20 protein-coding genes and 2 tRNA genes are annotated in these 24,954 nt (G+C 63.1%); 7 read left to right on the plus strand and 15 right to left on the minus strand.

Annotation, left to right across the window (positions count from 1 at the left end):
• Window positions 1-130: 130 nt before the first annotated feature.
• The 4 genes from PYR64_RS12365 to PYR64_RS12380 all read right to left on the minus strand — a co-directional run bounded on the left by PYR64_RS12365 (window position 131) and on the right by PYR64_RS12380 (window position 4,150).
• Window positions 131-1,048 (minus strand): LysR substrate-binding domain-containing protein, encoded by a 918-nt coding sequence (locus PYR64_RS12365; RefSeq protein WP_275775485.1) that lies wholly within the window; start codon window positions 1,046-1,048, stop codon window positions 131-133.
• Window positions 1,049-1,177: 129 nt separating this feature from the next.
• Window positions 1,178-2,401: a cysteine desulfurase family protein gene (locus tag PYR64_RS12370; protein WP_275775487.1), complete on the minus strand. Its 1,224-nt coding sequence runs from the start codon at window positions 2,399-2,401 to the stop codon at window positions 1,178-1,180.
• A gap of 46 nt (window positions 2,402-2,447) precedes the next feature.
• Window positions 2,448-3,122, minus strand: a complete 675-nt coding sequence (locus tag PYR64_RS12375; RefSeq protein ID WP_275775488.1) for a hypothetical protein — start codon at window positions 3,120-3,122, stop codon at window positions 2,448-2,450.
• A gap of 95 nt (window positions 3,123-3,217) precedes the next feature.
• Window positions 3,218-4,150, minus strand: a complete 933-nt coding sequence (locus tag PYR64_RS12380) for a diacylglycerol kinase family protein (RefSeq protein ID WP_275775490.1) — start codon at window positions 4,148-4,150, stop codon at window positions 3,218-3,220.
• Window positions 4,151-4,271: 121 nt separating this feature from the next.
• Between PYR64_RS12380 and PYR64_RS12385 the strand changes: the two genes are divergently transcribed.
• The 4 genes from PYR64_RS12385 (at window position 4,272) to PYR64_RS12400 (ending at window position 7,373) form a co-directional block, all read left to right on the plus strand.
• Entirely contained in the window at window positions 4,272-5,210 is a 939-nt protein-coding gene (locus PYR64_RS12385; protein WP_275775492.1) for a J domain-containing protein, read from the plus strand.
• 66 nt (window positions 5,211-5,276) lie between these two features.
• Window positions 5,277-5,744 (plus strand): tRNA (cytidine(34)-2'-O)-methyltransferase, encoded by a 468-nt coding sequence (locus PYR64_RS12390; RefSeq protein WP_039242162.1) that lies wholly within the window; start codon window positions 5,277-5,279, stop codon window positions 5,742-5,744.
• Between the two features lie 188 nt (window positions 5,745-5,932).
• A complete protein-coding gene (gene sigK / locus PYR64_RS12395; protein ID WP_018776475.1) occupies window positions 5,933-6,538 on the plus strand; it encodes an ECF RNA polymerase sigma factor SigK in 606 nt (201 codons plus the stop codon).
• Between the two features lies 1 nt (window position 6,539).
• The gene (locus PYR64_RS12400; RefSeq protein WP_275775496.1) at window positions 6,540-7,373 is read left to right on the plus strand and encodes an anti-sigma factor; all 834 of its coding nucleotides are present in this window, start codon (window positions 6,540-6,542) and stop codon (window positions 7,371-7,373) included.
• 81 nt (window positions 7,374-7,454) lie between these two features.
• On the opposite strand, the gene PYR64_RS12405 is transcribed toward PYR64_RS12400, so the two are convergent.
• From PYR64_RS12405 to PYR64_RS12430, 6 genes are all read right to left on the minus strand, one after another.
• Window positions 7,455-8,858, minus strand: a complete 1,404-nt coding sequence (locus PYR64_RS12405; protein ID WP_052247237.1) for a gluconate:H+ symporter — start codon at window positions 8,856-8,858, stop codon at window positions 7,455-7,457.
• Entirely contained in the window at window positions 8,855-9,400 is a 546-nt protein-coding gene (locus PYR64_RS12410; RefSeq protein ID WP_064721671.1) for a gluconokinase, read from the minus strand. Before PYR64_RS12410 ends, PYR64_RS12405 begins: the two co-directional genes overlap by 4 nt.
• Before the next feature lie 74 nt (window positions 9,401-9,474).
• Window positions 9,475-10,254 carry a PIG-L deacetylase family protein gene (locus PYR64_RS12415; RefSeq protein WP_039242164.1) on the minus strand — a complete coding sequence of 260 codons (780 nt, stop codon included), beginning with the start codon at window positions 10,252-10,254 and terminating at the stop codon, window positions 9,475-9,477.
• A gap of 5 nt (window positions 10,255-10,259) precedes the next feature.
• Window positions 10,260-11,213, minus strand: a complete 954-nt coding sequence (locus PYR64_RS12420) for an electron transfer flavoprotein subunit alpha/FixB family protein (protein WP_275775500.1) — start codon at window positions 11,211-11,213, stop codon at window positions 10,260-10,262.
• A gap of 14 nt (window positions 11,214-11,227) precedes the next feature.
• Complete coding sequence (locus PYR64_RS12425; protein WP_035733182.1) at window positions 11,228-12,031, minus strand: electron transfer flavoprotein subunit beta/FixA family protein; 804 nt, start codon at window positions 12,029-12,031, stop codon at window positions 11,228-11,230.
• Window positions 12,032-12,264: 233 nt separating this feature from the next.
• Entirely contained in the window at window positions 12,265-13,935 is a 1,671-nt protein-coding gene (locus PYR64_RS12430) for a trypsin-like peptidase domain-containing protein (RefSeq protein ID WP_275775503.1), read from the minus strand.
• 321 nt (window positions 13,936-14,256) lie between these two features.
• On the opposite strand from PYR64_RS12430, the gene PYR64_RS12435 reads away from it, so the two are divergent.
• Both PYR64_RS12435 and PYR64_RS12440 read left to right on the plus strand, forming a co-directional pair.
• Window positions 14,257-16,314 carry a TPM domain-containing protein gene (locus tag PYR64_RS12435; protein ID WP_275775505.1) on the plus strand — a complete coding sequence of 686 codons (2,058 nt, stop codon included), beginning with the start codon at window positions 14,257-14,259 and terminating at the stop codon, window positions 16,312-16,314.
• A 99-nt stretch (window positions 16,315-16,413) separates the two neighbouring features.
• Entirely contained in the window at window positions 16,414-17,202 is a 789-nt protein-coding gene (locus PYR64_RS12440; protein WP_018776485.1) for a PspA/IM30 family protein, read from the plus strand.
• Between the two features lie 80 nt (window positions 17,203-17,282).
• Here PYR64_RS12440 and PYR64_RS12445 read toward each other — a convergent pair whose 3' ends face one another.
• From PYR64_RS12445 to PYR64_RS12465, 5 genes are all read right to left on the minus strand, one after another.
• Complete coding sequence (locus tag PYR64_RS12445; RefSeq protein WP_110503897.1) at window positions 17,283-18,107, minus strand: GntR family transcriptional regulator; 825 nt, start codon at window positions 18,105-18,107, stop codon at window positions 17,283-17,285.
• Window positions 18,108-18,236: 129 nt separating this feature from the next.
• A tRNA-Met gene (locus tag PYR64_RS12450) sits at window positions 18,237-18,310 on the minus strand.
• A 445-nt stretch (window positions 18,311-18,755) separates the two neighbouring features.
• Window positions 18,756-18,829, minus strand: a tRNA-Met gene (locus tag PYR64_RS12455).
• 153 nt (window positions 18,830-18,982) lie between these two features.
• Window positions 18,983-21,967, minus strand: a complete 2,985-nt coding sequence (locus PYR64_RS12460; protein WP_026266956.1) for a UPF0182 family protein — start codon at window positions 21,965-21,967, stop codon at window positions 18,983-18,985.
• A gap of 126 nt (window positions 21,968-22,093) precedes the next feature.
• Complete coding sequence (locus PYR64_RS12465) at window positions 22,094-23,248, minus strand: S16 family serine protease (RefSeq protein WP_039242196.1); 1,155 nt, start codon at window positions 23,246-23,248, stop codon at window positions 22,094-22,096.
• Window positions 23,249-23,461: 213 nt separating this feature from the next.
• On the opposite strand from PYR64_RS12465, the gene PYR64_RS12470 reads away from it, so the two are divergent.
• Window positions 23,462-24,898: a zinc-dependent metalloprotease gene (locus PYR64_RS12470; RefSeq protein WP_039242198.1), complete on the plus strand. Its 1,437-nt coding sequence runs from the start codon at window positions 23,462-23,464 to the stop codon at window positions 24,896-24,898.
• Window positions 24,899-24,954 lie beyond the last annotated feature (56 nt).

Raw genomic sequence — 24,954 nt, forward strand, 5'->3', positions numbered from 1 at the left:
CCGTTGGCAGCGTCGGGCGGGCCGGCTGCGGAACGGTTTGCCGCGCTTGGTGCGGCTTCTCCATCCAGTGTGGGGGCGATCACTTAGTGTGTCCACGACTAAATTGATCTATAACTATGCTGAAAACCAACTAAATGGCGTGCGGTGGCCTTGGGATCTCCGGGAATATCTCTTCGATGATTGCGAGCACGGCCGCAAGCACGGAGGAATCGTTGTCCTCCGACCACGCGATGGAGTGATTCATGAAGTGCCGTGGCGGCTCCAAGGCAATGTAGGTGGCGCCGGAGGGGATGATCCCGGATATCCCGTTGCTCATGAGTGTCACCCCCACTCCTGCGGCCACGAACGTCAGCACCATGTAGGGGTCCGAGAGCTCCTGGACGATACGCGGGCGGAAGCCGGCCGCCATGCAGGATGCGAGCATCACTTCGGTCATGGAGGACGAACCATCCAGTGGCGGAGAGATGAAGTCATCGGACGCCAGTGCCTGCAAAGGGATGGATTGTTCCTGCGCCAGCGGATGATCCAATGGCACTACCGCGCCGACTTCCTCGCTTGCAACCAGCCGCGTCACCACCCCGGGGACGGGAGCGTCAGGAAGGCCGACAAAGGCGAGGTCCAACGTGCCGTTTGCCACGCTGGCCAATCCGTCCGTGGTGCGGACACTGCTGGTGAGGTCCATCGTGATGTCCGGATGGCGCCTCCTCACGGCACGGGTCAGTGGCGGGAGGGTCAGATGGTTGACCGCTCCGGAGAATCCGATCCTGATGTTGCCCCTGACGCCTTCAATTTCGGCCTGGGCTGCTTCCCGGGCCAGACGCATTTCCTGAAGTACCCGGTACGCGCGCGGCAAAAGGGCATACCCGGCAGATGTCAAGGCAACGCTGCGGGTGTTGCGTTCAAAAAGGCGGGACCCCAGGTCCGCCTCGAGCTTCCGGATCGTCTGGCTCAGCGGTGACTGTGAAGTATGCAGGCGCTGCGCGGCACGGCCGAAATGCAGTTCTTCGGCGACGGCGACAAACGCTTCCAACCAGCGGATCTCTGTCATGTCTTCAGAATGTACCCTCTGCACCGTCCAACAGGGTGCAGGCATCGATCACATACGAGCCGGCTCGCCAACGACCCGGACATTCCCCTCGACGAATTCCTGCCCGGGTCACGCGACGGTAGTGGCGGCTTAAGCCACACCCTGCCGGGCGACAGTCGCCGCTGTCTGGATGGAGGACTCATGACCTGCCATCCCTGCTTGCCGCGCCCTGGAGCAAGCTTCCGGAAGTGCTTTCAGAAGGGCTTCAACATCAGCTTCAGTGGACGTGTGTCCCAGCGTGAAGCGCTGGGCACCACGGGCGGTGTCCTCGTCCAGTCCCATCGCGAGCAGGACGTGCGAGGGCCGCGGCACTCCGGCCGTGCACGCCGAACCCGTTGAGGACTCAACGCCTGCCAGGTCAAGCAGGAACAGCAGTGAATCGCCTTCGCAGCCAGGGAAGGTGAAGTGGGCGTTGCCGGGAAGCCGGCGCTCACCCGTGGCGCCACGGAGCACGGCGTCTGGAACAGCTTCAAGGACTCCCCGGATGAGATGGTCACGCAACGCCGCCAGTCGATCCCGCTCCTCCGGCAGCTTTGCGGTGACGGCTTCTGCTGCAGCGGCGAAGGCGGCGACCGCGGGGGTGTCCAAAGTGCCCGAGCGTACGTCCCGCTCCTGCCCTCCCCCGTGCTGGACAGGAGTCAGCTTCACCGCCCTGCCAAGGAACAGTGCACCAACACCGACGGGACCGCCCAGCTTGTGTCCCGAGACGGACATGGCAGACAGTCCCGAGGCCCGGAAATCGACGGGAACGGATCCGAAAGCCTGCACCGCATCCGAGTGGACCGGAATGCCGTGGGGCCTGGCAAGCTCCACGATGTCGGCGACCGGCTGGATGGTGCCAACCTCATTGTTGGCCCACATGACCGTTACCAGGGCAACCGATTCGGGATCCCGGCTAATCTCCTTTTGGACGACGTCAAGCCGGACCGCGCCTTCGCTGTCCACAGGAAGCCACGTAACGTCCGCCCCTTCGTGGCGCTCAAGCCATTCGACGGTGTCCATGACCGCATGATGCTCGACGGCGGAGCAGAGTATCCGGGTCCGGCGGCGGTTTTCGTCACGGCGGGCCCAGTAAAGTCCCTTGACGGCCAGGTTGTCGGCTTCTGTCCCACCCGAAGTGAAGATGACTTCCGAAGGATGGGCCCCCGCCGCGGCGGCGAGCGTTTCGCGGGCGTCCTCGACGGCGCGCCGCGCCCTGCGGCCGGCACCGTGGAGGGAGGACGGGTTTCCCGTCTTCGCCAACTCGCGTGTCATGACGGCGAGCGCTTCCGCCGAAAGCGGCGTGGTGGCGGCATGGTCGAGGTATACAGGCACCTTGCCATTCTACCGATGCCGCGCCCCGGCGCTCAGTGTCGTCCCACTACGACGGCGGAACCACTGCCAGCTTCGTCTCGACCTCGGCCCGGGCCTTGGCCAAGGAAGCGTCATCCGGACAGGCCAGCGAGATATACACCGAAGATGCGGGAGCGCTGAAAAGCCTGGCCAGCACCACCACTGGACTGCCGCCTGAGGCTGCGGAGGACTCCAACGCCAGGAACTCCACGCTGCGAACCGGTTTATCGGAGTCCTGACCCCATCGCAATGTGGCAGGCTTCAGTTTCTCCACGTCAATTCCCGCATCAAGATAATGAAAGAGTCCCTTGGTGGAGGCAACATCGTCACCTGCCACAACCAAGGGGCCCTGGTTGACGCTGACACGTGCTGCGAGCGTGCACCCGTCTGTTTTCTTGAACCGGGCCTCGCCCTGGAGGCCTGAGTGCACCACGGACCAGCCCGGCACCTCCTCCAGCTTGCTCGACACCGTCACGGGATCACCGGGAGCCAAAGTGCCCCCCGCCGCCAACGGCAAGTCCTTCGCGGCCACGGCCTCTGCATCATGCCCTGGCGTGATGGTTGGAGTGGCGAGAGTGGATTGCGACGGCGCCGGTTTCGGCGCTGAAGGGTCGGGTACGTTCACGCTGCAGGAAGCGAGCAAGACGCCCACGGTTCCCAGGGCAAGTGACCCCGCCAGCCGCCGTCGAACGCTAAACGCCACCTGATGCTCCCGCCTCTATGCCCTGCCGCCTGACTGCGCCCTGCCGCGTCCGAGTCTAGCCGCCCGCAAGGAATCCTCCGCTTGGGCAAGGCAATCTAGGCAAGGACGTGCAGCGCAAGCGGAAGGACATCGATGTCCACCGGCAACGCGGCAAGCCGTTCACCGTCCGCGTAGGCCACCACTCCCTCTGCCTCCAACCGGACCTCCCGGACGCGGCGGATCATCACCTCGCGCCTGCCCGTGTGCCTGCCCGCAAAGACCTTCGGAAAAATGGAAAGGAATTTCAGCCGCGACAACGGCTCCACCACGAAGAGATCAAGCCAGCCATCATCCGGCAAGGCATCCGGGGTGATGCGCATGCCACCGCCGATGGATTGCCCGTTTGCCACGGAAATAAGCAACGCCCGCTGGTTCCAACTCACACCGTCAGCACAGACCCTGTATTCAATCCGGCGAAAAGACCCAAGCTCCCTCAGCATGGCCAGGTTGTAACGGCTTTTCCCCCGCGGCCAGCGCCAGGAGTTGGCGCGCTCGTTCACTGCGGCATCGAACCCGGCCGACAGCACCCCCGCGAAATAGGTGGTCTTCCCTCCCGCCCTGACCCTGCCGACGTCGACCCTCCGTCCGCCCGCCGCAAAGGCGTCCAGGACCCGCCGGCACGCACCAGCGGGACTGTTCAACGGTAAAGCCAAAAGCCTGGCCACGTCATTGCCCGTTCCACTGGGAATGATCCCGAGCGGCACCTCCAGGCCTACCAGCGCGTTGACGCCCAAGTGGATCATTCCGTCACCACCTACCACTACCAGCGCCGCCACCTCCTCATCAGAGGACAGCGCCTGTCGCACCAGCGCACCCAAGGGCTCATAGCCGCCGGCCTGAAGAACGACGACGGTCCAACCGGCGGCGCGAAAGTACCCTGCGGCCTCGTCCCCCGCCCCGCGGGACCTGCCAAAAGAAGCCGCCGGGTTTACGGCCAGCACAATCTTTCCTTGCGCCACGGAGGGCCGGGAACGTTCCGGAGGAGTCACAGCCCGAATTATGCCAGCCGGGGAACCACGCGCCCCCGTGCCGACGTTCACATAGTGGCTGGATAAACTTGCCAATACCGCCCCGATGGAGCGGCCGTCATCACTAGAGAAGGGCCCGTGCTTGGCCGAGGGCAGCAGTTCGCACTATCAGGTTCTCCGAGTAGCCGTCACCGCGACGGACAAAGAGATCAAAGTGGCCTACCGCAAGGCTGCCCGGAAAGCCCACCCCGATCACGGTGGAGAGGCAGAGATGTTCCGGCGCGTAACCCTCGCGTACGAGACACTCATCGACCCCCGGCGCAGGGCCGAGTACGATCGCCGTTATGCCAGCGGTACCACCGAACGCGCCCAGGCCCGGCCCGGAGACTATTCGGGCACGGCGGCGCCAGGACCATCGGCAAGCACCAACGTCAAGCGGCCTCCAACGCAGCGCAACACTGCCGGCGATCCACCGGTCTACGTTCCCGCCTTCGACGACCCCAACGAAGTCCCCCTTGTTTCGGCAGCCGAAGCGGCCCAACAAGTCCACGGCCTACCCCGCAAACGCGGAATCTTCGGCGCCGAGGCCCGCATCCAACGGGAAATGCGCACGGTGCAGCTCATCAGCCGGCAGGTCCTTCCGGCCATGCCGGCCGCCCGGCTGATAAACGGCCTGCGCTCGCCGTCGGACAACAACCACATCGACCACGCCGTCCTGTCCGGCTACAGGCTGGCATTGGTTGGTTCCATGCTGCTGCCCAAGGGCGCATACGCCTGGGACGGACAGTCATTGCGCCATGGCGGCCGCTCGGTCGCTCCCCCGCAACTGGCCCACATTGTCCGCCACATGCAGGACATCTTCCCGGAGTTGAACGTCACTGGCTGGGTAGTCCTGCACAGCCCCGACGGCAACCTGCATGAGCCCGTCATTGATCATTACGGCAAGGGCCAGGGCAGCGCCGTCGAGATTGTCAACGGCGCAGGTCTTGTCCGTGGCCTGAAGCAATTCCTGGGTTCGGGACCCGCGCCCAACACGGTTGTGGTTCCCGTGTTGGCCAGGCTGCTTCGGGGTATGCACTAGCTCTTGGCATGCCCTGGCTCCCGGCCTGTGTCAGGTGTCCAACACACGCCTGACTAAGATGGGACGGTGTTCCGCATCCTCTTCCACACTCCAGAAATCCCGGGCAATACCGGCAACGCCATTCGGCTCGCCGCCATTACGGGCGCCGAGCTTCACTTGGTGGAGCCCCTCGGTTTCGACTTTTCCGATGCCAAGCTTCGGCGGGCCGGCCTGGACTACCACGACCTCGCTGTCGTCACAGTCCACAAAGACATCGAGGCCGCCTGGGAAGCCCTGCAGCCCGAGAGGGTCTTCGCCTATACCTCCGACGGCGAGACGTCCTATACAGACATCGACTACCGCCCTGGTGATGTGCTGATGTTCGGACCCGAATCCGTGGGCCTGCCGGAATGGCTCAAACGGGACCCGCATGTCACTGCGCGGGTACGGCTCCCCATGAGGCCGTCGTTGCGCTCGCTCAACCTTGCCAATGCCGCCTCCATCGCCGTTTTCGAGGCATGGCGGCAGAACGGTTTTGCCGGCGCCAAGGTGTAGCCCATCCACGGCGGCCACAGCACCGAATACCTTACGCAGGGACAATCCTGTCAGGGACATTCATTGAGGGAGCCTCCGTGAGCGCGTTGCAGACCAGGGCCTTAACACAACACGGCCATATCGCCGCACCCGCAACGCGACCCCGCAGTGCTGCCGGATTCAGACGCGACAACATATGCTGGACTGTAATGGACACCCCCAACAACCCCGGCCCACCGGTCTTCGAAGCTACCAGCACTGCCACTGACCTCAACACGCAGTTGACCGGCCTGCTTGAGCTGGTGGCAGCAAGAGACCAGCAGGCATTCGCCGAGTTCTATGCACTGACCTCGCGGCGTGTTTTCGGCATGGCCAGGCGCGTGCTCATAGACCCGGACCTCAGTGAGGACGCCACCCAGGAGGTTTACATCCAGGTGTGGCAGGGTGCGGCCAATTTCGACCGCAGCGCGGGAACGCCGCTTGCGTGGCTCATGACCATCGCCCATCGCCGGGCCATCGACCGTGTGCGGGCTGTCCAGGCAGCCACAGACCGCGAGGCCCGCTACGGCGCCGCGAGCCAGGACCTGGACCGGGACCTGGTGGCCGAGGAAGCAGACAGCAACCTCGAGGCCGAAGCCGTCAGCCGCTGCCTCGGCACCTTGACGGACACCCAGCGTGAATCCGTCCGTCTGGCCTACTACGGCGGGCTGACCTACCGGGAAGTGGCTGAACATCTCGGCGCGGCCGTGCCAACCATCAAATCGCGCATCCGCGACGGATTGCTGCGCCTGAAGACCTGCCTGGGGGTGGGCTGATATGACTGAGAACACCGGTGGAGGCTTTATCCGCAGAATGTTTGCCAACGACATCGCTACAGATCTCGCTGAGGGCCGAGTGCTCGAACTCGCTGAGATCTACGCCCTGGACGCCGTCAGTGACGACGAACGGGCCATGATTGACGACTACGTCAAGGACGCTCCCGAGGGAGCCGAGTTCTTCCAGCGGGTCCGCGAGGCACGCGAAACCCTGGCGGTGAGCTTCACCGCCCAGGACGAGCCTCCCGCAGGCCTCTTCGGGAACATCATGGAACGGATAACCCAGGAGGCAACGGCCCCGGCAGCTGCGGAACCGGCGGCACCGGCCGCGGTGAGTCCCGCCGTCGACGACCTCGCAGCGGCGAGGGCCAAACGCGAAGAGCGGCAGCGGGCCGGCGGTGCACGCCGCTGGATCGTGGGAGTGGCGGCAGCCGCAGTGATCGGCCTTGGCGGAATCGGCGTGGGCGCTTATGTCTCGGCGCAGAACGATCCCGTCAACCAGGTCCTGCAGGCGCAGGATGTGCAGAAGCAGTCCGCCCCTGTTCCCGGCGGCGGTACTGCCACGATTTCCGCGTCATCGGCCAAGGATTCGTTCGTGGTCCTGATGGACGGGGTGGCCCCCGCTCCTGAAGGCAAGGTCTACCAGCTGTGGACGCTGCCCAAGGACGGCTCCGCGCCGGTTCCGCAGGGCACCATGGACGCCCAGACGCTCTCGAAGCCGGCGGTGGTGAAGGGCTTGTCTTCGGCGTCGTCCGTTGCCATCACCGTTGAACCGGCCGGCGGGTCGCAGGCTCCCACGAGCGCTCCGGTCCTGGTGGTCGCCCTCAGCGCCTGAGGCGCAAGGAATTAATGCACGACGGCGGCCGTCCCACCTTGGGGACGGCCGCCGTCATTGTTTGCCGGCTGGTTCCTGGAGCTACAACACCAGCGACAGGAGCATCACGAAGCCGAATCCGACTACGGAAATTAGCGTCTCCATCACGGACCACGTTTTGAAGGTCTGGCCTACGGTGAGCCCGAAGAGCTCCTTGACCAGCCAGAACCCCGCATCATTGACGTGGGACAGGAACAGCGAACCCGCACCGATTGCCAACGCGAGCAACGCCGCATGGGTCGGACTCAGGCTGCTGGCCAGCGGCGCCACAATGCCCGCAGCTGTCACGGTTGCCACCGTGGCGGAACCGGTTGCGAGGCGAAGCGCTACGGCAACGATGAAGCCCAGCACCAGGACGGACATGTTGGCGCCCTCGGCCCATTTCTTCACCGCGTCACCCACACCGGCACCGATCAGCGTTTGCTTGAAACCTCCGCCTGCGCCAACGATCAAGAGGATCGCAGCAATCGGACCAAGGCTCTCACCCAGCTTGGCCGTGATCCTGCTGCCCGTGAATCCCACGGCATAGCCGAAGGTCACGATGGCCACCAGGACCGCGAGGGTCATGGCCACCAGCGGCTGGCCGACGAAGTCGAAGAAGATCCGGATGGCCGGTGCGGTGTCGGGATTTGGCCAGATGATGCCGCCCAGGGCCTTCAGCAGCATCAGGACGACCGGGAAGATGATGGTCAGCAGGGTGACCACGAACGAAGGCTGGCGCTTGACCTCGCTGAGGTCCGTCGTGTGCTGGGTATCAATACCGCCAGCCACAGCCGGCGCATCGACAGGAACCCAGCGTGCAGCCAGACGCGAAAACAGCGGGCCACAGATGATGACTGTGGGGATTGCCACCAGGATGCCCAGGCCGAGGGTAGTTCCGAGTTCAGCCTTCACAGCACTGATGGCGATCAACGGTCCCGGGTGCGGAGGCACAAGCCCATGCAGTACGGACAGGCCGGCCAGCGCCGGGATCGCGATCCTCATGAGTTTCATCTTGGATCGCTGCGTCACCAGCACAATCACGGGCAGCAGCAGGACGAGCCCGATCTCGAAGAACATCGGCAAGCCGATGATGACGGCCACCAGCGTGATCATCCAGACCAGCTTGTTGCCGCTTGCCTTGGCAAGCAGGGTGTCCACCACCCGGTTCGCCCCGCCGGAATCCGCGAGCAGCTTCCCCAGCATGGCACCGAGGGCGATCAGCAGCCCGACCTCCTTGAGGACACCTCCCACACCGTCCTCGAAGTTGGTGATGACCTTGCCCAGTTCAACACCGGACGCCAGGCCAACGAAGGCGGAACCCAGGACGAGGGCCAGGAACGGATGAAGCTTGAGCTTGGCGATCAGCACCACGATCAGGGCAATGCCCAGCGCCGCCACCACAAGCAGTTGGGTGTCGTGCCCGGTCCATTCCTGCACTTGCGCTGCCGTCTGGAGGGCAATCACTTAACGCCCGCTTCGGAGTCCCCGGTCAAAGGGTGCAGCCCCAGGCGTTCAATGACCTCGTCAGCTTCTTCGGCAGGAGAGGCCGAAACGCACAGCGAGATGTAGTTCTCGTCTTCCGTGGGTTCCTCCAGCGCGTCGAACTGCGATTCCAGGAGCGACGGCGGCATGAAGTGTCCATGCCGGGAAGCGAGACGGTCGGAAATCTTGTCCTTGCTTCCCTGCAGGAACACGAACACCACACCTTCGCCCCGGAGCACGTCACGGTACTTCTTTTTCAGGGCTGAGCACGTAATGATGGCCGGCACTCCGGCATCAGCACGCTCTCGGATCCACTCCGAGATGATGCCGAGCCAGGGCCAGCGGTCCTCGTCAGTGAGCGCCTGTCCCGAGTGCATCTTGGCTACGTTCGCTTCGGGGTGCAGATCGTCGCCTTCGGCCAGATCCCATCCCAGTTTGCCGGCCAGTACGCCGGCCACGGTGGACTTCCCTGAGCCGGAGACTCCCATAATCACCAGCACGGGTTGTTGCGCAGTCTTCGCCATCAAAGTCTGCCTTCCTCGAATAAATATGATTTAACCGAGATCAAGCATATGACACGGGTTACACCACGGCAACGTCAGAAGCCGGCGATGGTACTGGATCCGTTCACCGACACCACGTGGAATGCCTCGGCGCTGGTTCCCGAAGGGAGGCCGCCCCGCTCTCCATTCGCCAGCATCATTCCCCGGACCACCCGCTCCATCCCGGCGACATCGGGGTGCTGGCTGGCGTGAACCCGAATGGCCTCGATCTTGGCCTCCACATGGGCGGATACGTCCACAAAATGGTTCTCCCTGGACTCCGGGCTCGAGATGAACCACAGCCACGGAAGCTTGTAGGCGGCAAGGCCGGACTCTGCCAGTTCGGGGTACGCGAACGGATTCTCGACGGCGGGATATACCGCCCGGGTCACCGCCTCCCCCGCGGCCAAATGGTCGGGGTGGCTCTTTTGAAGACGGTCCCAGTTGCGTTCCGGGTGCATGGTCAGAACAATGTCCGGGCGGATTTCGCGGATAAGCTTCACCACCTGCTTGATGACGCCGTGTGACGGTTCCAGATAGCCGTCGCGCTCGTGCAGATAGTGGATATCCGTGACACCCACCAGCGCGGCAGCCCGTTGCTGCTCCTCGGCCCGGAGCTCAATGATCCTGGCACGGTCCGCGGGATCAAAACCGCCGGCGTCGCCGTCGGTCATGATGCAATAGCTGACTTGGACGCCCGCGGCCGTCCACGCGGCTATGGTTCCTGCGGCACCGAAATCAATGTCATCAGGATGGGCAGTAAAACAAAGCACCCGCTCGACGCGCTCCGTGGAGGCATCGAACGGGCTCTTTGCTGACGTGGCGTCAGTGGGCAAAGGGATCAGCCTTTCCGCTTCTTGATTTCGGCCGTGGCCTGCGGGATGACCTTGAACAGGTCACCGATGATGCCGTAGTCGGCGATTTCGAACACCGGAGACTCGGCGTCCTTGTTGACGGCGACAATCACCTTGGACGTCTGCATGCCGGCCTTCTGCTGGATGGCTCCGGAGATCCCGGCGGAAATGTACAGCTGCGGCGAAACCGTGACACCGGTCTGGCCCACCTGGGCATCGTGGCCGATCCATCCGGCGTCCGTGGCGGCGCGGGAAGCGCCCACAGCTGCACCGAGGGCGTCCGCAAGCTCCTCCAACGGACCGAAGTCGCCGTCCACGCCGCGGCCACCGGCCACCACAATCCTGGCTTCGCTGAGATCCGGGCGGCCGCTGACCGGTTTCTCGGCCCGTGCCGAAATACGGGCCGCATTCGCAACGGCGTCGCCGGGGACGTCCACCGTCGCCGTGGCGGGGGCAGCTGCAGCGCCGGCTGGTGCGGGTTCAAAGTTGTTGGCCTTGACCGAAAGGACCGTCACTGATGTTGTGGCCTTCGCGGAGGTGTTGTACGAGCCGGCCAGGACCGACTTGTGCGCGGTGCCGTCAGGCTCAACTCCCACAACATCCGTGATGACTCCGGCGTTCAGCTTGATGCCAAGCCTGGCGGCGATCTCCTTGCCTTCAGGAGAGTTGTCGAGCAGGACAGCCGTGGCTCCGGACGCTGCGGCGGCGGCAGCCAGGTAGGCAGCCTTAGGACCCACGAGGTAGTTATCGAGGTCGTCCGTCGACGGCCGGTAGACCGTCGTGGCGCCGTAGGCACCCAAGGTGGCGGCGACGTCGTCGGACAACTCGCCGGTGAACGCGACGGCGGTTTCCCCCAGCGAGCGGGCGATGGTCAGGAGCTCCAGGCTGCTCTTCTTGAGAGCGGCTCCCGGGTTGTCAATGAATACAAGTGCATTTGCCATGGTTGGGGTCCCCTTTAGAGCAGCTTCTGGGCGGCAAGGAAGTCGACCAGCTTGATGCCAGCGTCGCCTTCGTCGGTGATGATGGTGCCGGCAGTGCGCGGCGGCCGTGCTTCGGCGGACTCAACCACGGTCCAGGACCCGGCGAGGCCAACCTGCGAGGCGTCCACACCGATGTCGGACAGCGCCAGGGAGGTGATCTTTTTCTTCTTGGCCGCCAGGATGCCCTTGAAGTTGGGATAGCGGGGCTCGTTGATCTGGTCAGTCACCGAAACAACGGCCGGAAGCGCAGCCTCAACCGTCTCCGAGTAGGGACCTGCGTCCCGGCGTGCCGTGACCCGACCGCCCGCGATCTCCAGGCTGGACGCGAAGGTCACCTGCGGGAGGGACAAACGCTCGGCCAGCTGGGCCGGGACCAGCGACGTCTCACCGTCGGTGGATGCCATGCCCGTCAGGACCAGGTCCACCGGACGTCCGTCGGCCGAGAGGTGCCGGATCGCAGCGGCAAGCGCCAGCGACGTGGCAGCAGCATCCGAGCCTGCCAAAGCGTCATCGCTGAGGTGGACTCCCGAATATGCGCCGATCTGCAGCGACTTCTTGACCGCGTTGACCGCACCCGACGGGCCCATGCTCAGGGCAATGACCTCGTTGCCCGCTTTCGGTCCGCCGCGTTCCTCGGCCAGCTGCAATGCTGCCTCGAGGGCATACTCGTCCAATTCGGACAGGATGCTCTCTTCACGGTCGGTTGTGTTGGCAGGTCCGGTGATATGCCGGTCGAACTGCGCGTCCGGGACGTGCTTGACCAGAACGACAATCTTCAATGTCTCTTCCACTGTCTTCGAAGCAGCCTTCCATGCTTGTGGACGGCCAACCGCAACAGCGTGGCCGTGAATTGCCCAGCGCGTGGGCTCGTCCTAGCTAAGCATATTGCCCGCAGAAAACCACTCCCAGCGTTAACCCCTGTTTCAGTCCTGCGGAACCACGCCGGGACGGCACGACGACGGCCCGCACCTCAAAGGTGCCGGCCGTCGTCATGGTTTGCCTCTCCCGGGCCTTACTGCTGCGCCGCGTCGAGGGTGACCTCGACTTCCTGGCTCTGGCCACCACGCTGGATGGTGACCTTGACCTTGGCGCCTGCAGGCTGCTCCCGCACCGCTGCAGTCAACTGGTTGGGATCGCTGACAGCGTAGTCACCGAACTTCGTGACGACGTCCCCAACCTTGATGCCGGCCTTTGCTGCGGCAGAACCGGAGGTCACCGAGGCAACCTCCGCGCCCACGCTGAACCCTGAGTCGCTGCTGGTCGCAGACTTCGCCCGGACCGAAACGCCGAACTGGCCGTGGCTGGCCTTTCCGGAATCGATGATTTCCTGGGCCACGCGCTTGGCATGGTTGATAGGGATGCTGAAGCCCACGCCGATGTTGCCGCTCGACGAATCGGACGTGCCGCTGCCGGCGGATGCAATGGCGACGTTGACGCCGATGATCTCGCCCTTGCTGTTCACCAACGCGCCGCCCGAGTTGCCCGGGTTGATCGCAGCATCCGTCTGGATCACGTTGATGGCAATGGAACCTTCGTTGGCGGTGGACTGACCCTGCTGGCCGTTCGGCGGCGCAAACTGGAAGCCCTGGTCGCCGCCCTGCGAATTGTCGGTGCCCTCCTTCGGCGCTGCCGAAGAAGCCACGCTGATGGTGCGGTTGAGGGTGGAGACAATACCGTCCGTCACCGTACCGGTCAGGCCCAAGGGCGAACCGATTGCGACGGCGGTGTCCCCCACGTTGATCTTCGACGAGTCACCCAGGGTGGCAGGAACCAAACCCGAGGCGTCGCTGACCTTGATGACGGCGAGGTCGGACAACGGATCCGTTCCGACAACGGTTGCCTTCAGGACCTTGCCGTCGCTGGTACGGACCTCGATGGCGGCGTTGGACGTAGCGCCATCCAATGTCACGACGTGGGTGTTGGTGAGGATATGGCCCTGATCGTCCAGGATGACTCCGGATCCGGTTCCGCCTTCATTTCCGCTGGTGGCCTTGATGGTGACCACGCTGGGTGAAGCCTTGGCGGCCGCGGCGGTGATCACGTTGACATCATCCTTGTTGTTCACGATGACGGTGCTGGACTGGCCACCCGTGGACGCTGCCGGAGCGGGGTTGTCCCACAACGCGTTGCTGCCCGCGACAACTCCACCGCCAATGAGGCCCGCTGCGAGCATGCTCGCCACAAGTGTTCCCACTCCGAACGCGGGCTTGCGTTTGGTGGTTACGGTCGCGTGCTGGACTCCCTGAGCGTGCTGGCCCTGGGGGTGCTGACCATGGGGGTGCTGGCCCTGGGTGCTCTGGAACTGTGGGCCGGGGTTGTTGCCGCCCGGGTTTGCTCCGCCACCGTAGAAGGGCTGGTGCTGCGGGTAGTTGGGGCGCTGCGCCGGATCCTGATGCTGTGGAGTGCCGTAGTAGGGCTGCTGGTTCTGCGGCTGGCCTTGCTGCTGACCATGGCCCTGCTGCTGGTCCTGCTGCTGGTCCTGGGCCTGCGGCTGGAACGCCGGCAGGGGCGTCGTGGCCTGGGACGCGCCATCCGCGCCCTGGTTTTGCCCTGAAGTCCAGGCAGGTTGCTGCTGGGCGCCATCGTTGTGCCCGCTGGCATCATTATGCTGGCCCGACGTTGCATGGGGCTGTGATGGCTCTCGGCCTTCCGGTCCGTTGCCCTGCGCTGGGTTCTCCGTCATGGGTCTTCCTTTCGTCCTCGTCTTCAACAACTATGTACCCAATAACTGGAACAAAAGGGGACGTTCGCTGGGAGCTTCCTGAAAGGCTAAGGTCTGCGCTTGCTGGGCCGCCTAGATGCCTCTCAACGAGGCAACAATCCATGTTTCTCCTATATTTCGCTGGTGGCATATTCACCCCTGTGGACGGGCCATGGGGTGCACCATAGAATCAAGAGGAATTGCCACAGCGACCTGCGGCTTTACACCATGCGTGGGGGCGCTGAGCATTCTGTGACGATTGGTACGCCTTGTTCCAGTCGCAGACGTGCTGAAGGGTTGCACATGCGGTCAATATTTAAACGCGTACTCGCTGTCATTGGCGTGGCTGGATTGTTGGCCCTACCGGCCGGCGCGGCTTGGGCGGAGAGCCCGGTGACGCTTGATCCCACCACCAAGATCGTGGATTCCGCGGGAGTACTGGGTGGTGACAAGGCGAAGGTCGAAGAAGCCATCCAGAAACTTGGCAAGGATCACGCCATGACGCTGCACGCGGTCTTCGTCAAGAAGTTCGAGAATCCCACCGATCGCGTGCAATGGACCCAGGATGTGGCCGAGAAGGCGCAGCTGGGTCCCAATGCTCTGGTTCTCGCTGTTGCTACCGACACGCGGCAGTACCAGCTGAGCAAGCCCAGCAACAGCAAAATCACTAACGCCCAACGGGACACAATCACCAGCAAGGCCATTGACCCCCAGCTGCGCGCTGGCAACTACGCCCAAGCAGTCATCGACGCTGCCGCAGCCATTGGCGACGCAGCAGGCGGCGGCAGTGGAACCGTCCCCAATGGGAGTGCCGGTGTTGGAGTCCTCGTCGGGGTGGGTGTCGTGGCGGCCGGTGGTGCCGGTACATACCTTTACCTTCGTAACCGACGCAAGAAGGGCGGAACCAAGGCTGTCAGCGGCAGCTACGGACCGCAAGGCGAACAACTTGACCCGCTCGCGGGACTCAGCATCCCGGAACTGCGTCAGAAGAGCGGCTCGCTGCTCATCGAAGCAGACGACGCCATCCGCTCCAGCGAACAGGAGCTGGGCTTTGCGCAGGCGCAGTACGGTGACACCGCGATTGGCAACTTCACCAAGGCCCTGGAAGAGGCCAAGGGCCACATGACGGAGTCCTTCAAGCTTCAGCAGCAACTGGACGACCATATCCCGGACACTGAAGAACAGCAGCGCAGCTGGCTCGGCGAGATCATCCGTCGTTCCGAAGCAGCCCTGGCGTCGTTGCGTGACCAGAAGGCTGACTTCGACTCCCTGCGCGAACTGGAAAAAAACGCGCCGCAGGCCTTGGCAGCAGTGACGGCCGGGGCGAAGGAAGCCGACGCCAAGATCGCCAACGCCGAGCAGTCCCTTGACGGTCTCAGGGCCAAGTACGCAGAATCTGCGTTGACCCAGGTCTCCGACAACATTTTGCAGGCCAAGGAACGCCTGGCGTTCGTCCAGAACGCAGCAACCACGGCACAGGAGAAGCTGACAGCTGGCGAGAGCAGCATGGCAGCAGTTGCCGTTCGCGCTGCTGAGGAAAGCCTTCACCAGACCAACATCCTGATCGAGGCCATCTCCAAGACCGCCGGCAGCCTGGATGAAGCACGCGCCTCCCTCGATGGTGCCGTAGCCGAGACCAGCCAGGACCTCGCCCAAGCCCGGGCGATGATCCAATCGGGTGCCCATCCTGAACTCGCGGGCCCGGTGGCCGGAGTGGAAGCTGCCCTGACGCAGGTGAAGACCGAAATCCAAGGCGGCAAGATCGATCCCATTGCCACCCTCAGCCGTGTTGAGTCGGCCCACCAGGCCTTGGACCAGTCCTTGTCCGGGATCCGTGATCAGCAGGAGCAGGCCCGCCGCGCGCAGGCCTCACTGCAGCAAACCATCATGGCTGCACAGGCCCAGATCAGTGCGACCTCGGACTACATCACGGCTCGCCGTGGTGGCGTTGGTACCGAAGCCAGGACACGGCTGGCCGAAGCCCAGCGCAATCTCGACTACGCCCTGTCCATCTCCCGCAATGACCCGGTGACCGCGCTGACCTACGCTCAGCAGGCCCACTCGCTGGCGGCACAGGCCGCCCAGCTCGCACAATCCGATGTCGACCAGTTCGGCTACGCCGACCAAGGCTATGGCCGCGGCGGCATGTTTGGCGGCGGAGGCGGTGGCGGGGGCCTTGGCGGCGCAATCCTAGGTGGAATCCTCATCAACTCCATCCTGAATGGCGGCGGAGGTGGCTGGGGCGGCGGCCACAACAGCGGCGGCGGTGACGGCGGCTTCTTTGGCGGCGGCGGTGACTCCGGTGGAGGCTTCGACGGCGGCGGCTGGGGTGGCGACGGCGGCGGCGGTGGCGACTTCTAGACCTAGAGACTAAGTGGGGTCCGTGCCCCGCATAGAAGCGGTACAACAACTGATCACTGAATTCAGTGGGCATCACTGAGCAGGACGAAAGGCAACACCATGGTTAAGCAGTCCATTTTCGGTCGGATCTCGCAGCTGGCAAAGGCCAACATCAACGCCTTGCTTGACCAAGCAGAAGACCCGCAGAAAATGCTGGACCAGATGGTCCGCGACTACACGAACAACATTGCCGAAGCCGAGTCCGCCGTGGCACAGACCATCGGCAACCTCCGGATGCTGCAGGCGGACTACAACGAGGACATCAAGAACGCACAGGACTGGGGCAACAAAGCCTTGGCCGCGTCCCGGAAAGCCGACGAGTACCGCGCAGCTGGCGACACCGTGGATGCCCAGAAGTTCGACAACCTGGCCAAGGTGGCCATCCAGCGCCAGATGACCGCAGAGTCCGAGGCAAAGGCGGCCGAACCGAGCATTGCGTCCCAGACCGAGGTCGTGGACAAGCTCAAGACCGGTCTTGACCAGATGAAGAACAAGCTCAACCAGCTCACCGCCAAGCGCAATGAGCTGGTGGCACGTTCCAAGACGGCTGCCGCGCAGTCCCAGGTACACGATGCCCTCAAGAGCATCGACATCATGGATCCAACGAGCGAGGTTGGCCGCTTCGAGGAAAAGATCCGCCGGGAAGAGGCCAAGGTCCTCGGCCAGCAGGAGCTTGCCAGCTCCAGTCTCGACGCACAATTCAACCAGCTTGAGGACCTTGGTGAGCAGACGGAGATCGAAGCCCGTCTTGCCGCACTGAAGTCCGGCGGCTCCAAGCCGGCAATCGGCGCCGGAGCCCCTGCATCCGCCGAGGCGACGGTCGACGAAGCTGACTTCGACAAACTCTAGGCCGAACGGGAGGGTACCCCCTTCCACGCGTTGCTGACAGCCAAGTGGGCAGGATCCCGAGGGATCCTGCCCACTTCGTTTTAAGCGCTGGCCGCCTGCCCTTCGGTGGATGACGGCGTTTCTTGCCCCGGGCTGGCATCTGTTGCAACCTCGGCGCGAATTTCGAATCCCTTCGGATGGAAATAGGTCACTGTGCACTCCAGGACCTCTCCATGGGGTCCAAGCGTGGTCCTTTCGAGCCTGGGCACCATCGCGAACCCACGCACGTTCAGAGCGTCTGCAAGGTGCTCAGGGGGTGCATGCATGGTCACGGTGATCTCGGCGCGATGGAGGGGCTTCAGCGTTCTGTCCTGGATGACCTGGTAGATGGAATTCCGCTCGGCGTCAGCCAAGCTGATGTGCCGCCCAATATGTGAGGGAATGAAGATCTCCGCAATTGCGTACGGCCACCCAGCACTCGAGTAGGAACGTCGGATTACCAAAACCAGGTTGTCATCGGAAACCAATTTCGCTGGAACACTGCGGTCCTTTTCCATCCATTTGTATTCGATGAGGCCCTTGACGGTCTTCATGCCGGCAGCGGTAAAGGTTTCCATGAAGGGTGCCAGTCGATTCAGCATCTTCACCGGGCGCTGGGCCATCACGAAAGTGCCCTTCCCCTGCCGACGGACCAGCAGCCCCTTGGACACCAGCGTTTCGATTGCCTTCCGGACAGTCGTTCGGCTGATCCCATATTCGTCCATGAGGGCCTCTTCGGTGGGAATGCGCGATCCCGGTTCCAGACGGCTCACTTGGTCCGTCAGGACGTCAGCCACCTGCTGGTACACCGCTACAGGGCTGTCCCTCTGAAGTGTTTTGTGCTCGGGGCCTGAGTTGACGTCACCATTGACCATAGGCTGTCCCATCGAAGAATTTTTCCTGCCTCAGCAAATCCGGATTCGATGCTAGCACCCACGTCGTCAACGACATCTTTCAGCGCCCTGGGTTAAACAAAAGATCCGGACCAGTTTCACTGATCCGGATCTTTTCTCCAGTTGCGGGGACAGGATTTGAACCTGTGACCTCTGGGTTATGAGCCCAGCGAGCTACCGAACTGCTCCACCCCGCGTCGCAAGAACAACTCTACCCCACGGTTCAGGGTGTCTCTGACCATAGGCCATCAAAGGTGCCGCAGATCACGCTGGAGTCTTGGTCCACATGAGCGAGGGTCGCGCCCAAACAGCCGGAACGTGAGCAAGGGTTGGGAGCAAACACGCGGGACGTGAGCAAGGGTCGCACCCAAACAGCCGGAACGTGAGCAAGGGTCGCGCCCAAACAGCCGGAACGTGAGAAAGGGTTGGGGGCAAACACGCGGGACGTGAGCAAGGGTTGGGGGCAAACACGCGGGACGTGAGCAAGGGTTGCGCCCAAACAGCCGGGACGTGAGCGAGGGTTGGGAGCAAACAGCCGGAACGTGAGCAAGGGTTGGGGGCAAACACGCGGGACGTGAGCAAGGGTTGGGGGCAAAACAAAAGGTCCGGATCAGCTATTACTGATCCGGACCTTTTCTCCAGTTGCGGGGACAGGATTTGAACCTGTGACCTCTGGGTTATGAGCCCAGCGAGCTACCGAACTGCTCCACCCCGCGTCGCAAGAACAACATTACCGTCCGGTGAATGGCAGACCAAATCCTGGCGACGTGATGTGCATCTCCCCCGCCCCACGGATGGTCGGCACGTGCAAAAAAGGCCGGCACCCGCTCCATAAGGAGCGGGTGCCGGCCTTCAATCGACGCGCGGCCTTAGCTGCTCGGCGATGGTGACGGCGTCGCGCTTGGAGTAGCTGACGGCGTCGACGTTGTCCCCAGTCGGGCTTCAGCGTCCATAGCCTTCTTCAAGGCTTCTGACAGCTTGTTCTGCTGTTCGCCGTAACCGGCAAAGTCACCCTTGGCAAGGGCTCCTTGACCGTCCTGGATGGCCTTGTTGGCCGCCTCCAAGGCTGCCTTGAGGTCAGCCTTGGCATCCGTAGGTCCGGCTGGCGGGGTAGTTGTTCCCGGGGGCGTGGTGGGCGTCTGGCCATTATTGGCCGAGTCGCCCGCCGTTGCTCCGGAGTTGCCGCCGAACAGCTGGTCCAGGGCCGCGTCAAGCGTCGGCGCAAAACCGATCTTGTCGCCGAAGGCAACCAGAACACGCTGCAGTGTCGGGTAGGACGTCTCACCCGTGGATTTCAGGTAGACAGGCTGGACATACAGCAGGCCGCCACCGACGGGCAAGGTGAGCAGGTTGCCGTTCAGAACATCGGACGCACCCTGGCGCAGGAGGTTCAACGCCTGTGACACTGTGGGGTCCGAGTTGAACTTGTTCTGTGCCTGTCCCGGACCAGGAACCTGTGTGTCGGTTGGCAGTTGCAGGAGCCGCAGCTTGCCGTAGCTGTCTGCCTTGACGCCCTTGACGTTGCCGGCGTCGGAATCTGCCGCAAGGAAGCCGTACAGAATGTTCCTGGCGTTTCCGTTCACGGTTTGCGGGATGAACGACGAGGTCAGCTGGAACGCAGGCTTCTCCTGGTCAGGCATCTGCAGGGACATGTAGAACGGCGGCTGCTTTACTGCCTCGGAAACGGTGGGATCGTTCGGAACGCTCCACGCGTCGTTGTTCTGGTAGAAGTTGTCAGGATCCGTCACGTGGTAGCGGCCCAGGAGTTCACGCTGGACCTTGAAGAGATCCTCCGGGTAGCGGACGTGGCTCATGAGGTCGCCGGACATCTCCGAGTACGGCTTGATGGTGGTCGGGAAAACCTTCTGCCATGCCTTCAGGATGGGGTCCTGGTCGTCCCAGGCGTAGAGGTTTACCGAACCGTCGTAGGCATCAACGGTGGCCTTGACCGAGTTCCTGATGTAGTTCACGGAGCTGTTCGGCAGGGCAACGGTCCGACCGGCGCTGGTCTGCGAGTCAGCCGTGGCGTTCTGCAGCTGCTGCGGCTGCGAATACGGGAAGTACTGGCTGGTGGTGTAGCCGTCGACAATCCACTTCACGCGGCCGTCAACCACTGCCGGGTAGGCATTGCCGTCCACCGTCAGGTAGGGAGCAAGTTTCTCCACCCGTTCGCGGGGATTGCGGTCGTAGAGAATCTGCGATTCAGCGTTGACGCCGTCCGAGAGCAACAGGTCCGAAGACTGGAACTTGATGGAGTAGAGGATCCGGTTGAGCCAGTTGCCCACGTTCGGGCCACCATTGCCATTGAAGGTGTACTGCGTCTCTCCCCCGCCTTCGCGGCTCGCCGGACGGTCCTGCTCGCGGTTCGGAGCGCCATCCGGGGCACCAACAATCGAGTACTCGGGCGAGTTCTCACCGAAGTAGATCCGGGGCTCGTAGGTGGTGTCGTTGCCCAGGACACCGTTGGACGGAATGCCGGACTGCAGGAACTCGGGCTTGCCGTCAGCGGTGAACTTGTTGCCCTTTGCAGCCACCACGCCATAGCCGTGCGTGTACACGATGTGCCTGTTGACCCAAGTCTGCTGGTTCGCGCTCAGGCCGTCGGGATTCAGTTCACGGACTGCAATCACCGTGTCCTGGACCTTGCCGTCCACCATGTAGCGGTCGACGTTCAAGGTCTGCGGGAACTGGTAGTAGGGGCGGAACTGCTCAAGCTGGGCAAAGGCCGATGAGATGAGGTTCGGGTCAAGGAGCCGGATGTTGGCTGCGGTCTGCGCGTCCGCGGCCAACGCACCGGCTGTCGCCGTCGTCGTGGCGTTGTAGGCGGAGACATCAATCTTGTCCAGGCCGTAGGCAGACCGCGTCATGTTGATGTTGCGGTCGATGAATTCCCGCTCAAGGGTGTTCTCCGAGGGGCGGACCTGGAACTGCTGGATAACCCAGGGGTAGACGCCGCCGGCGAGGATCGCCGTGATTACCAGCATCGCGGTACCAATGACCGGCAAGCGCCATCGGCCGATCACCGCAGCAATAATGAACAGGATGGCTACCAAAGCCGCGGCAACTGCGAGGATCGCCTTCGTGGGCACCACGGCATTGACGTCCGTGTACAAGGCGCCGGCCCAGCGGCCGGAGTTGCTCTGGACGGTGGTGTACCTGTCCAGCCAGAAGTTGACGCCCAGCAGGATCAGGAAGAGCGCGCCCGTCACCGCAATGTGGATCTGCGCTGCACGGCTGGTGAAGATGCCCCGCTCCATGAGGCGGATGCTGCCATAGAGATAGTGGGTGAGGATGCCGGCGATGCCGGCCACCACGGTAATACTGATGAGGAACCCGGTGACGAAACCCAGGAACGGCAACGACATCAGGTAAAAGCTGATGTCGAGGTTGAACAGGGGGTCCGTTTGGCCGAAGGGCTCCTGGTTGAAGAACAACAAGGCTTTTTGCCATTGGCTGGCTGCCGCGCTTCCGGCAAAGAGTCCGAAGAGAATAGGCAGGCCGATCATGACCACCCGACGGACAGGCTCGAGCTGCGCCTGGTAGCGGTTGAGGTTATCCCGGGACTCCGCATCAGGAGCGTAGACGGGGCGTGAACGGTACGCGATCCTGATGGCAAAGAAGACCGCTGCGAACATCATGGCGAAACCGACCAGGAACGTGATGATCCTGGCAAGATTCTCCCGAAGATAAACTTCGAAGAAACCAAGCTGCTGGTACCAGAGGACGTCAGTCCACACATTGGCGAAGAAAATGAACCCGACGACGGCCACGGCCACGACAATGAGCGTCGGAGTCAGGGCACCTCGTCTCAGCGGTGATCTTCCGGGCGGGTTGGAGCTGGCGGGACGGGACAAACTCTGTACCTCATTGGTGTCAGTGAACAGTCGGTGTGCGAGTACTTGACATTCTCTGCCGCTGGGATATGGCGGAGGCCGTCATATATGCCACGAGTGGCGGTGGAGCTAAGTTCCACCGCCAGTCTAGTTGTTTGTGCAGGTGGGAAGGCCCGCCGTGTCCTGTCCGGACCCGAGTCGCTCCACGGCAGCGGTCGCGTCGGCCAACGTCTCCACTTTGACGACCTGAAGTCCATCCGGGACATGCCCCACGACGTCGGAACAATTCGCCGCCGGAGCCAGGAACATAGTGGCTCCGTGCTGGCGGGCACCGATCATCTTCTGCGCAATGCCGCCAATCGCGCCCACGTTGCCGTCGGCGGTGATGGTGCCTGTGCCGGCGATGTGTTTGCCCCCGGTCAGATCACCCGGTGTCAGGTTGTCCACGATCCCCAAAGCGAACATCATTCCCGCACTGGGACCTCCAACGTTGTCCAGCGAAATGCTGACATCAAAAGGAAAGGTGAAATCGCTCGACAACAGCACCCCGAGGACATACCGGTCAGCCTGATTCCTGGTGGGGGTAACTGTTTCGGTGACGAGGGCGCCATTCCGCTCCACCCCGACGGCGACCGGAGCACCCGCGCCCGCGGCAAGTTCGGCCTGCACTACGGCCATCGAGGTGATGGCCTTCCCGTTGATGGTCTTCAGGCGGTCACCTTCCTTGATCTTGCCGGCGGACGGCGAAGGGTCCGACAATCCGGCAACATCCAGCCGCTGCTCAAAGGGAATATCCAGCTGCCGCAACGCTGCGGCCACTGCATTCTCCTGAGATGTCTCCATGTCGATTTCGCCCTGCTGGACCGTCTGCTCTGCAGTGGTGCCCTTGGGATAAATGAGTTCCTCGGGGTAGATCGCCTTGGAACTGTCGAGCCAGGCACGGAAGACATCGAAAATAGTGGCGGGAGTCTTGGGACCGCCGGTCATGACCACGGTAGTGAGGTCAAGGTTCCCTTTGGCCGGGAACGCCTCGTGGCCGGAAATGCTGATGACCGGCTTGTCACCGTCCTTGCCCAGAGTATTGAACGTCGGGCCGGCCGACTCAATGACGTACGGGACCGGCAACGCGGCCGCCCCGATGCCGAGGCCCAAAGCCAGCAGCCCTGAAATCACCATGATCATGTAGCGGCCGTTACCCGGAGGTACGGGAGGCACCGTGGAGGGATCGGCGTCGGACTTTTGACGCGGATCCTGGCTCTGGCGCGAGGTAAAGGAGCCCTCGGGGCTGGGTGAAGTAAGCATTGAGGCCTCTCTTTTTCCGGCATGGCGTGACCGGTTCCTATGGCTTGCTCCCGCCGCAGGCGGCGGCAGCACATACCAAACATCAACACTACGCGGTACGGCGCAGCTGTACTGCTTTGCCTACAGCGAACGACGCCGCGTCCGGGCAGACAGCTTTCCGGCCGCGCGGTACGGTGAAAGAGATCACCAGCCAGTTCGACGATCGGCGGCACCATGACTTCCAACCCAAACAACCCGTCCAACGACGACGAGACTCCCAAGGATCCCCTGGCAGAAATGCTGCAGAACCTTATGGGCGGACAGGGCATGGGCAACATCGATCCCGCTGAACTGGCCAAGGCTGCGGGCCTGCCCAACGATCCCCAGCTGCTCCAGCAAATGTTCGCCCAGGTCCAGGCCATGATGAGTTCCACCTCCGAGGGCCCCGTGAATTGGCAGCTTGCGCATGAGAACGCCCGCCGGGTGGCCGCCTCCAGCAGCGACCCATCGGTCACTGCCCAACAAGCCAGGGAAGTCGACGAAGCCCTGAGGCTCGCCGAATTATGGCTCGACCCCGTCACTGACCTGTCCGCCACAGGATTGATCGGACGCGGCTGGTCACGCGCTGAATGGGTGGAAGCGACGCTTGGGACCTGGAAGCGGCTGACCGAACCGGTAGCGAACAGCGTTGCCAACGCTTTGTCCAATGCACTCACCCAACAAATGCCCGAGGAAATGAAGTCCATGATGGGCGGAGCCTCCTCCATGCTGCAGAACATGGGCGGAGCGATCTTCGGCATGCAGTTGGGCCAGGCAATCGGTGCCCTGTCCGCGGAAGTTGTCAGTTCCACTGATATCGGTGTCCCATTGGCGGACCTGGAAATGGCACTCCTGCCGGCGAACGTCGCCAAGTTCGGCGAAGGGCTCAGCCTGCCGGAGAACGACGTCCGTTTGTTCCTGGCCGTCCGTGAAGCAGCGCACGCCAGGTTGTTCGTGCAGGTTCCGTGGCTGCGTGGCCACTTGCTCGGTGCCATCGAGGCCTACGCCCGCGGCATCCACATCGACATGTCCCGCATTGAAGACCTGGCCCGGGATCTCGATCCCAGCAACCCTGAAGGCATCCAGGCGGCTCTGTCCCAGGGCGTCTTCACTCCGGAACGCACCCCCGTGCAGACAGCCGCCTTGGAAAAGCTTGAGACTGCCCTCGCTCTTGTCGAGGGTTGGGTGGACGAACTTACCGCTGAGGCCACCGACAAGGTCCTGCCCTCCGCGACCGCCCTGCGTGAGACCGTCCGACGCCGGCGCGCCACCGGTGGACCGGCAGAACATGCCTTCTCTTCACTGGTCGGCTTGGAGCTGCGTCCTCGACGCCTCAGGGAGGCTGCCACCTTGTGGGCCACCCTCAAAGAAGAGCGCGGCATAGCTGGACGCGATGCCATCTGGCACCATCCGGACCTGCTGCCCACCGGCGCCGACCTGGACGATCCCAAGGGCTTCTCCGAGCGCAGGCGCCTCGCCGAGGCAAGCGACAGTGAAGTGGACGACGCCCTTCAGAAACTGTTGGACGGCGGCTACGAAACAGCCGACGACGCTGGTGAAACCGAATCATCCGACACCCCGGCCGACGAGCCTGACTCCGACGGCAACGATCCCCAGCCGCCGGTTAAATAACCGGGTCCCGAACACAACCGTCAGCAACGGTCGCTTCGAAAGGCGGCCGTTGCTGC

The sequence above is a fragment of the Paenarthrobacter sp. Y-19 genome, assembly GCF_029223985.1.
Classification (GTDB): domain Bacteria; phylum Actinomycetota; class Actinomycetes; order Actinomycetales; family Micrococcaceae; genus Arthrobacter; species Arthrobacter nicotinovorans.

Bases quoted from the DNA above. Each gene is read 5' to 3' on its own strand.
- PYR64_RS12465 (WP_039242196.1), bottom strand. From the start codon at position 23,248: ATGCTTACTTCACCCAGCCCCGAGGGCTCCTTTACCTCGCGCCAGAGC.
- PYR64_RS12400 (WP_275775496.1), top strand. From the start codon at position 6,540: ATGACTGAGAACACCGGTGGAGGCTTTATCCGCAGAATGTTTGCCAAC.
- PYR64_RS12435 (WP_275775505.1), top strand. From the start codon at position 14,257: ATGCGGTCAATATTTAAACGCGTACTCGCTGTCATTGGCGTGGCTGGA.
- PYR64_RS12470 (WP_039242198.1), top strand. From the start codon at position 23,462: ATGACTTCCAACCCAAACAACCCGTCCAACGACGACGAGACTCCCAAG.
- PYR64_RS12430 (WP_275775503.1), bottom strand. From the start codon at position 13,935: ATGACGGAGAACCCAGCGCAGGGCAACGGACCGGAAGGCCGAGAGCCA.
- PYR64_RS12445 (WP_110503897.1), bottom strand. From the start codon at position 18,107: ATGGGACAGCCTATGGTCAATGGTGACGTCAACTCAGGCCCCGAGCAC.
- PYR64_RS12440 (WP_018776485.1), top strand. From the start codon at position 16,414: ATGGTTAAGCAGTCCATTTTCGGTCGGATCTCGCAGCTGGCAAAGGCC.
- PYR64_RS12420 (WP_275775500.1), bottom strand. From the start codon at position 11,213: ATGGCAAATGCACTTGTATTCATTGACAACCCGGGAGCCGCTCTCAAG.
- PYR64_RS12365 (WP_275775485.1), bottom strand. From the start codon at position 1,048: ATGACAGAGATCCGCTGGTTGGAAGCGTTTGTCGCCGTCGCCGAAGAA.
- PYR64_RS12410 (WP_064721671.1), bottom strand. From the start codon at position 9,400: ATGGCGAAGACTGCGCAACAACCCGTGCTGGTGATTATGGGAGTCTCC.
- sigK (WP_018776475.1), top strand. From the start codon at position 5,933: ATGGACACCCCCAACAACCCCGGCCCACCGGTCTTCGAAGCTACCAGC.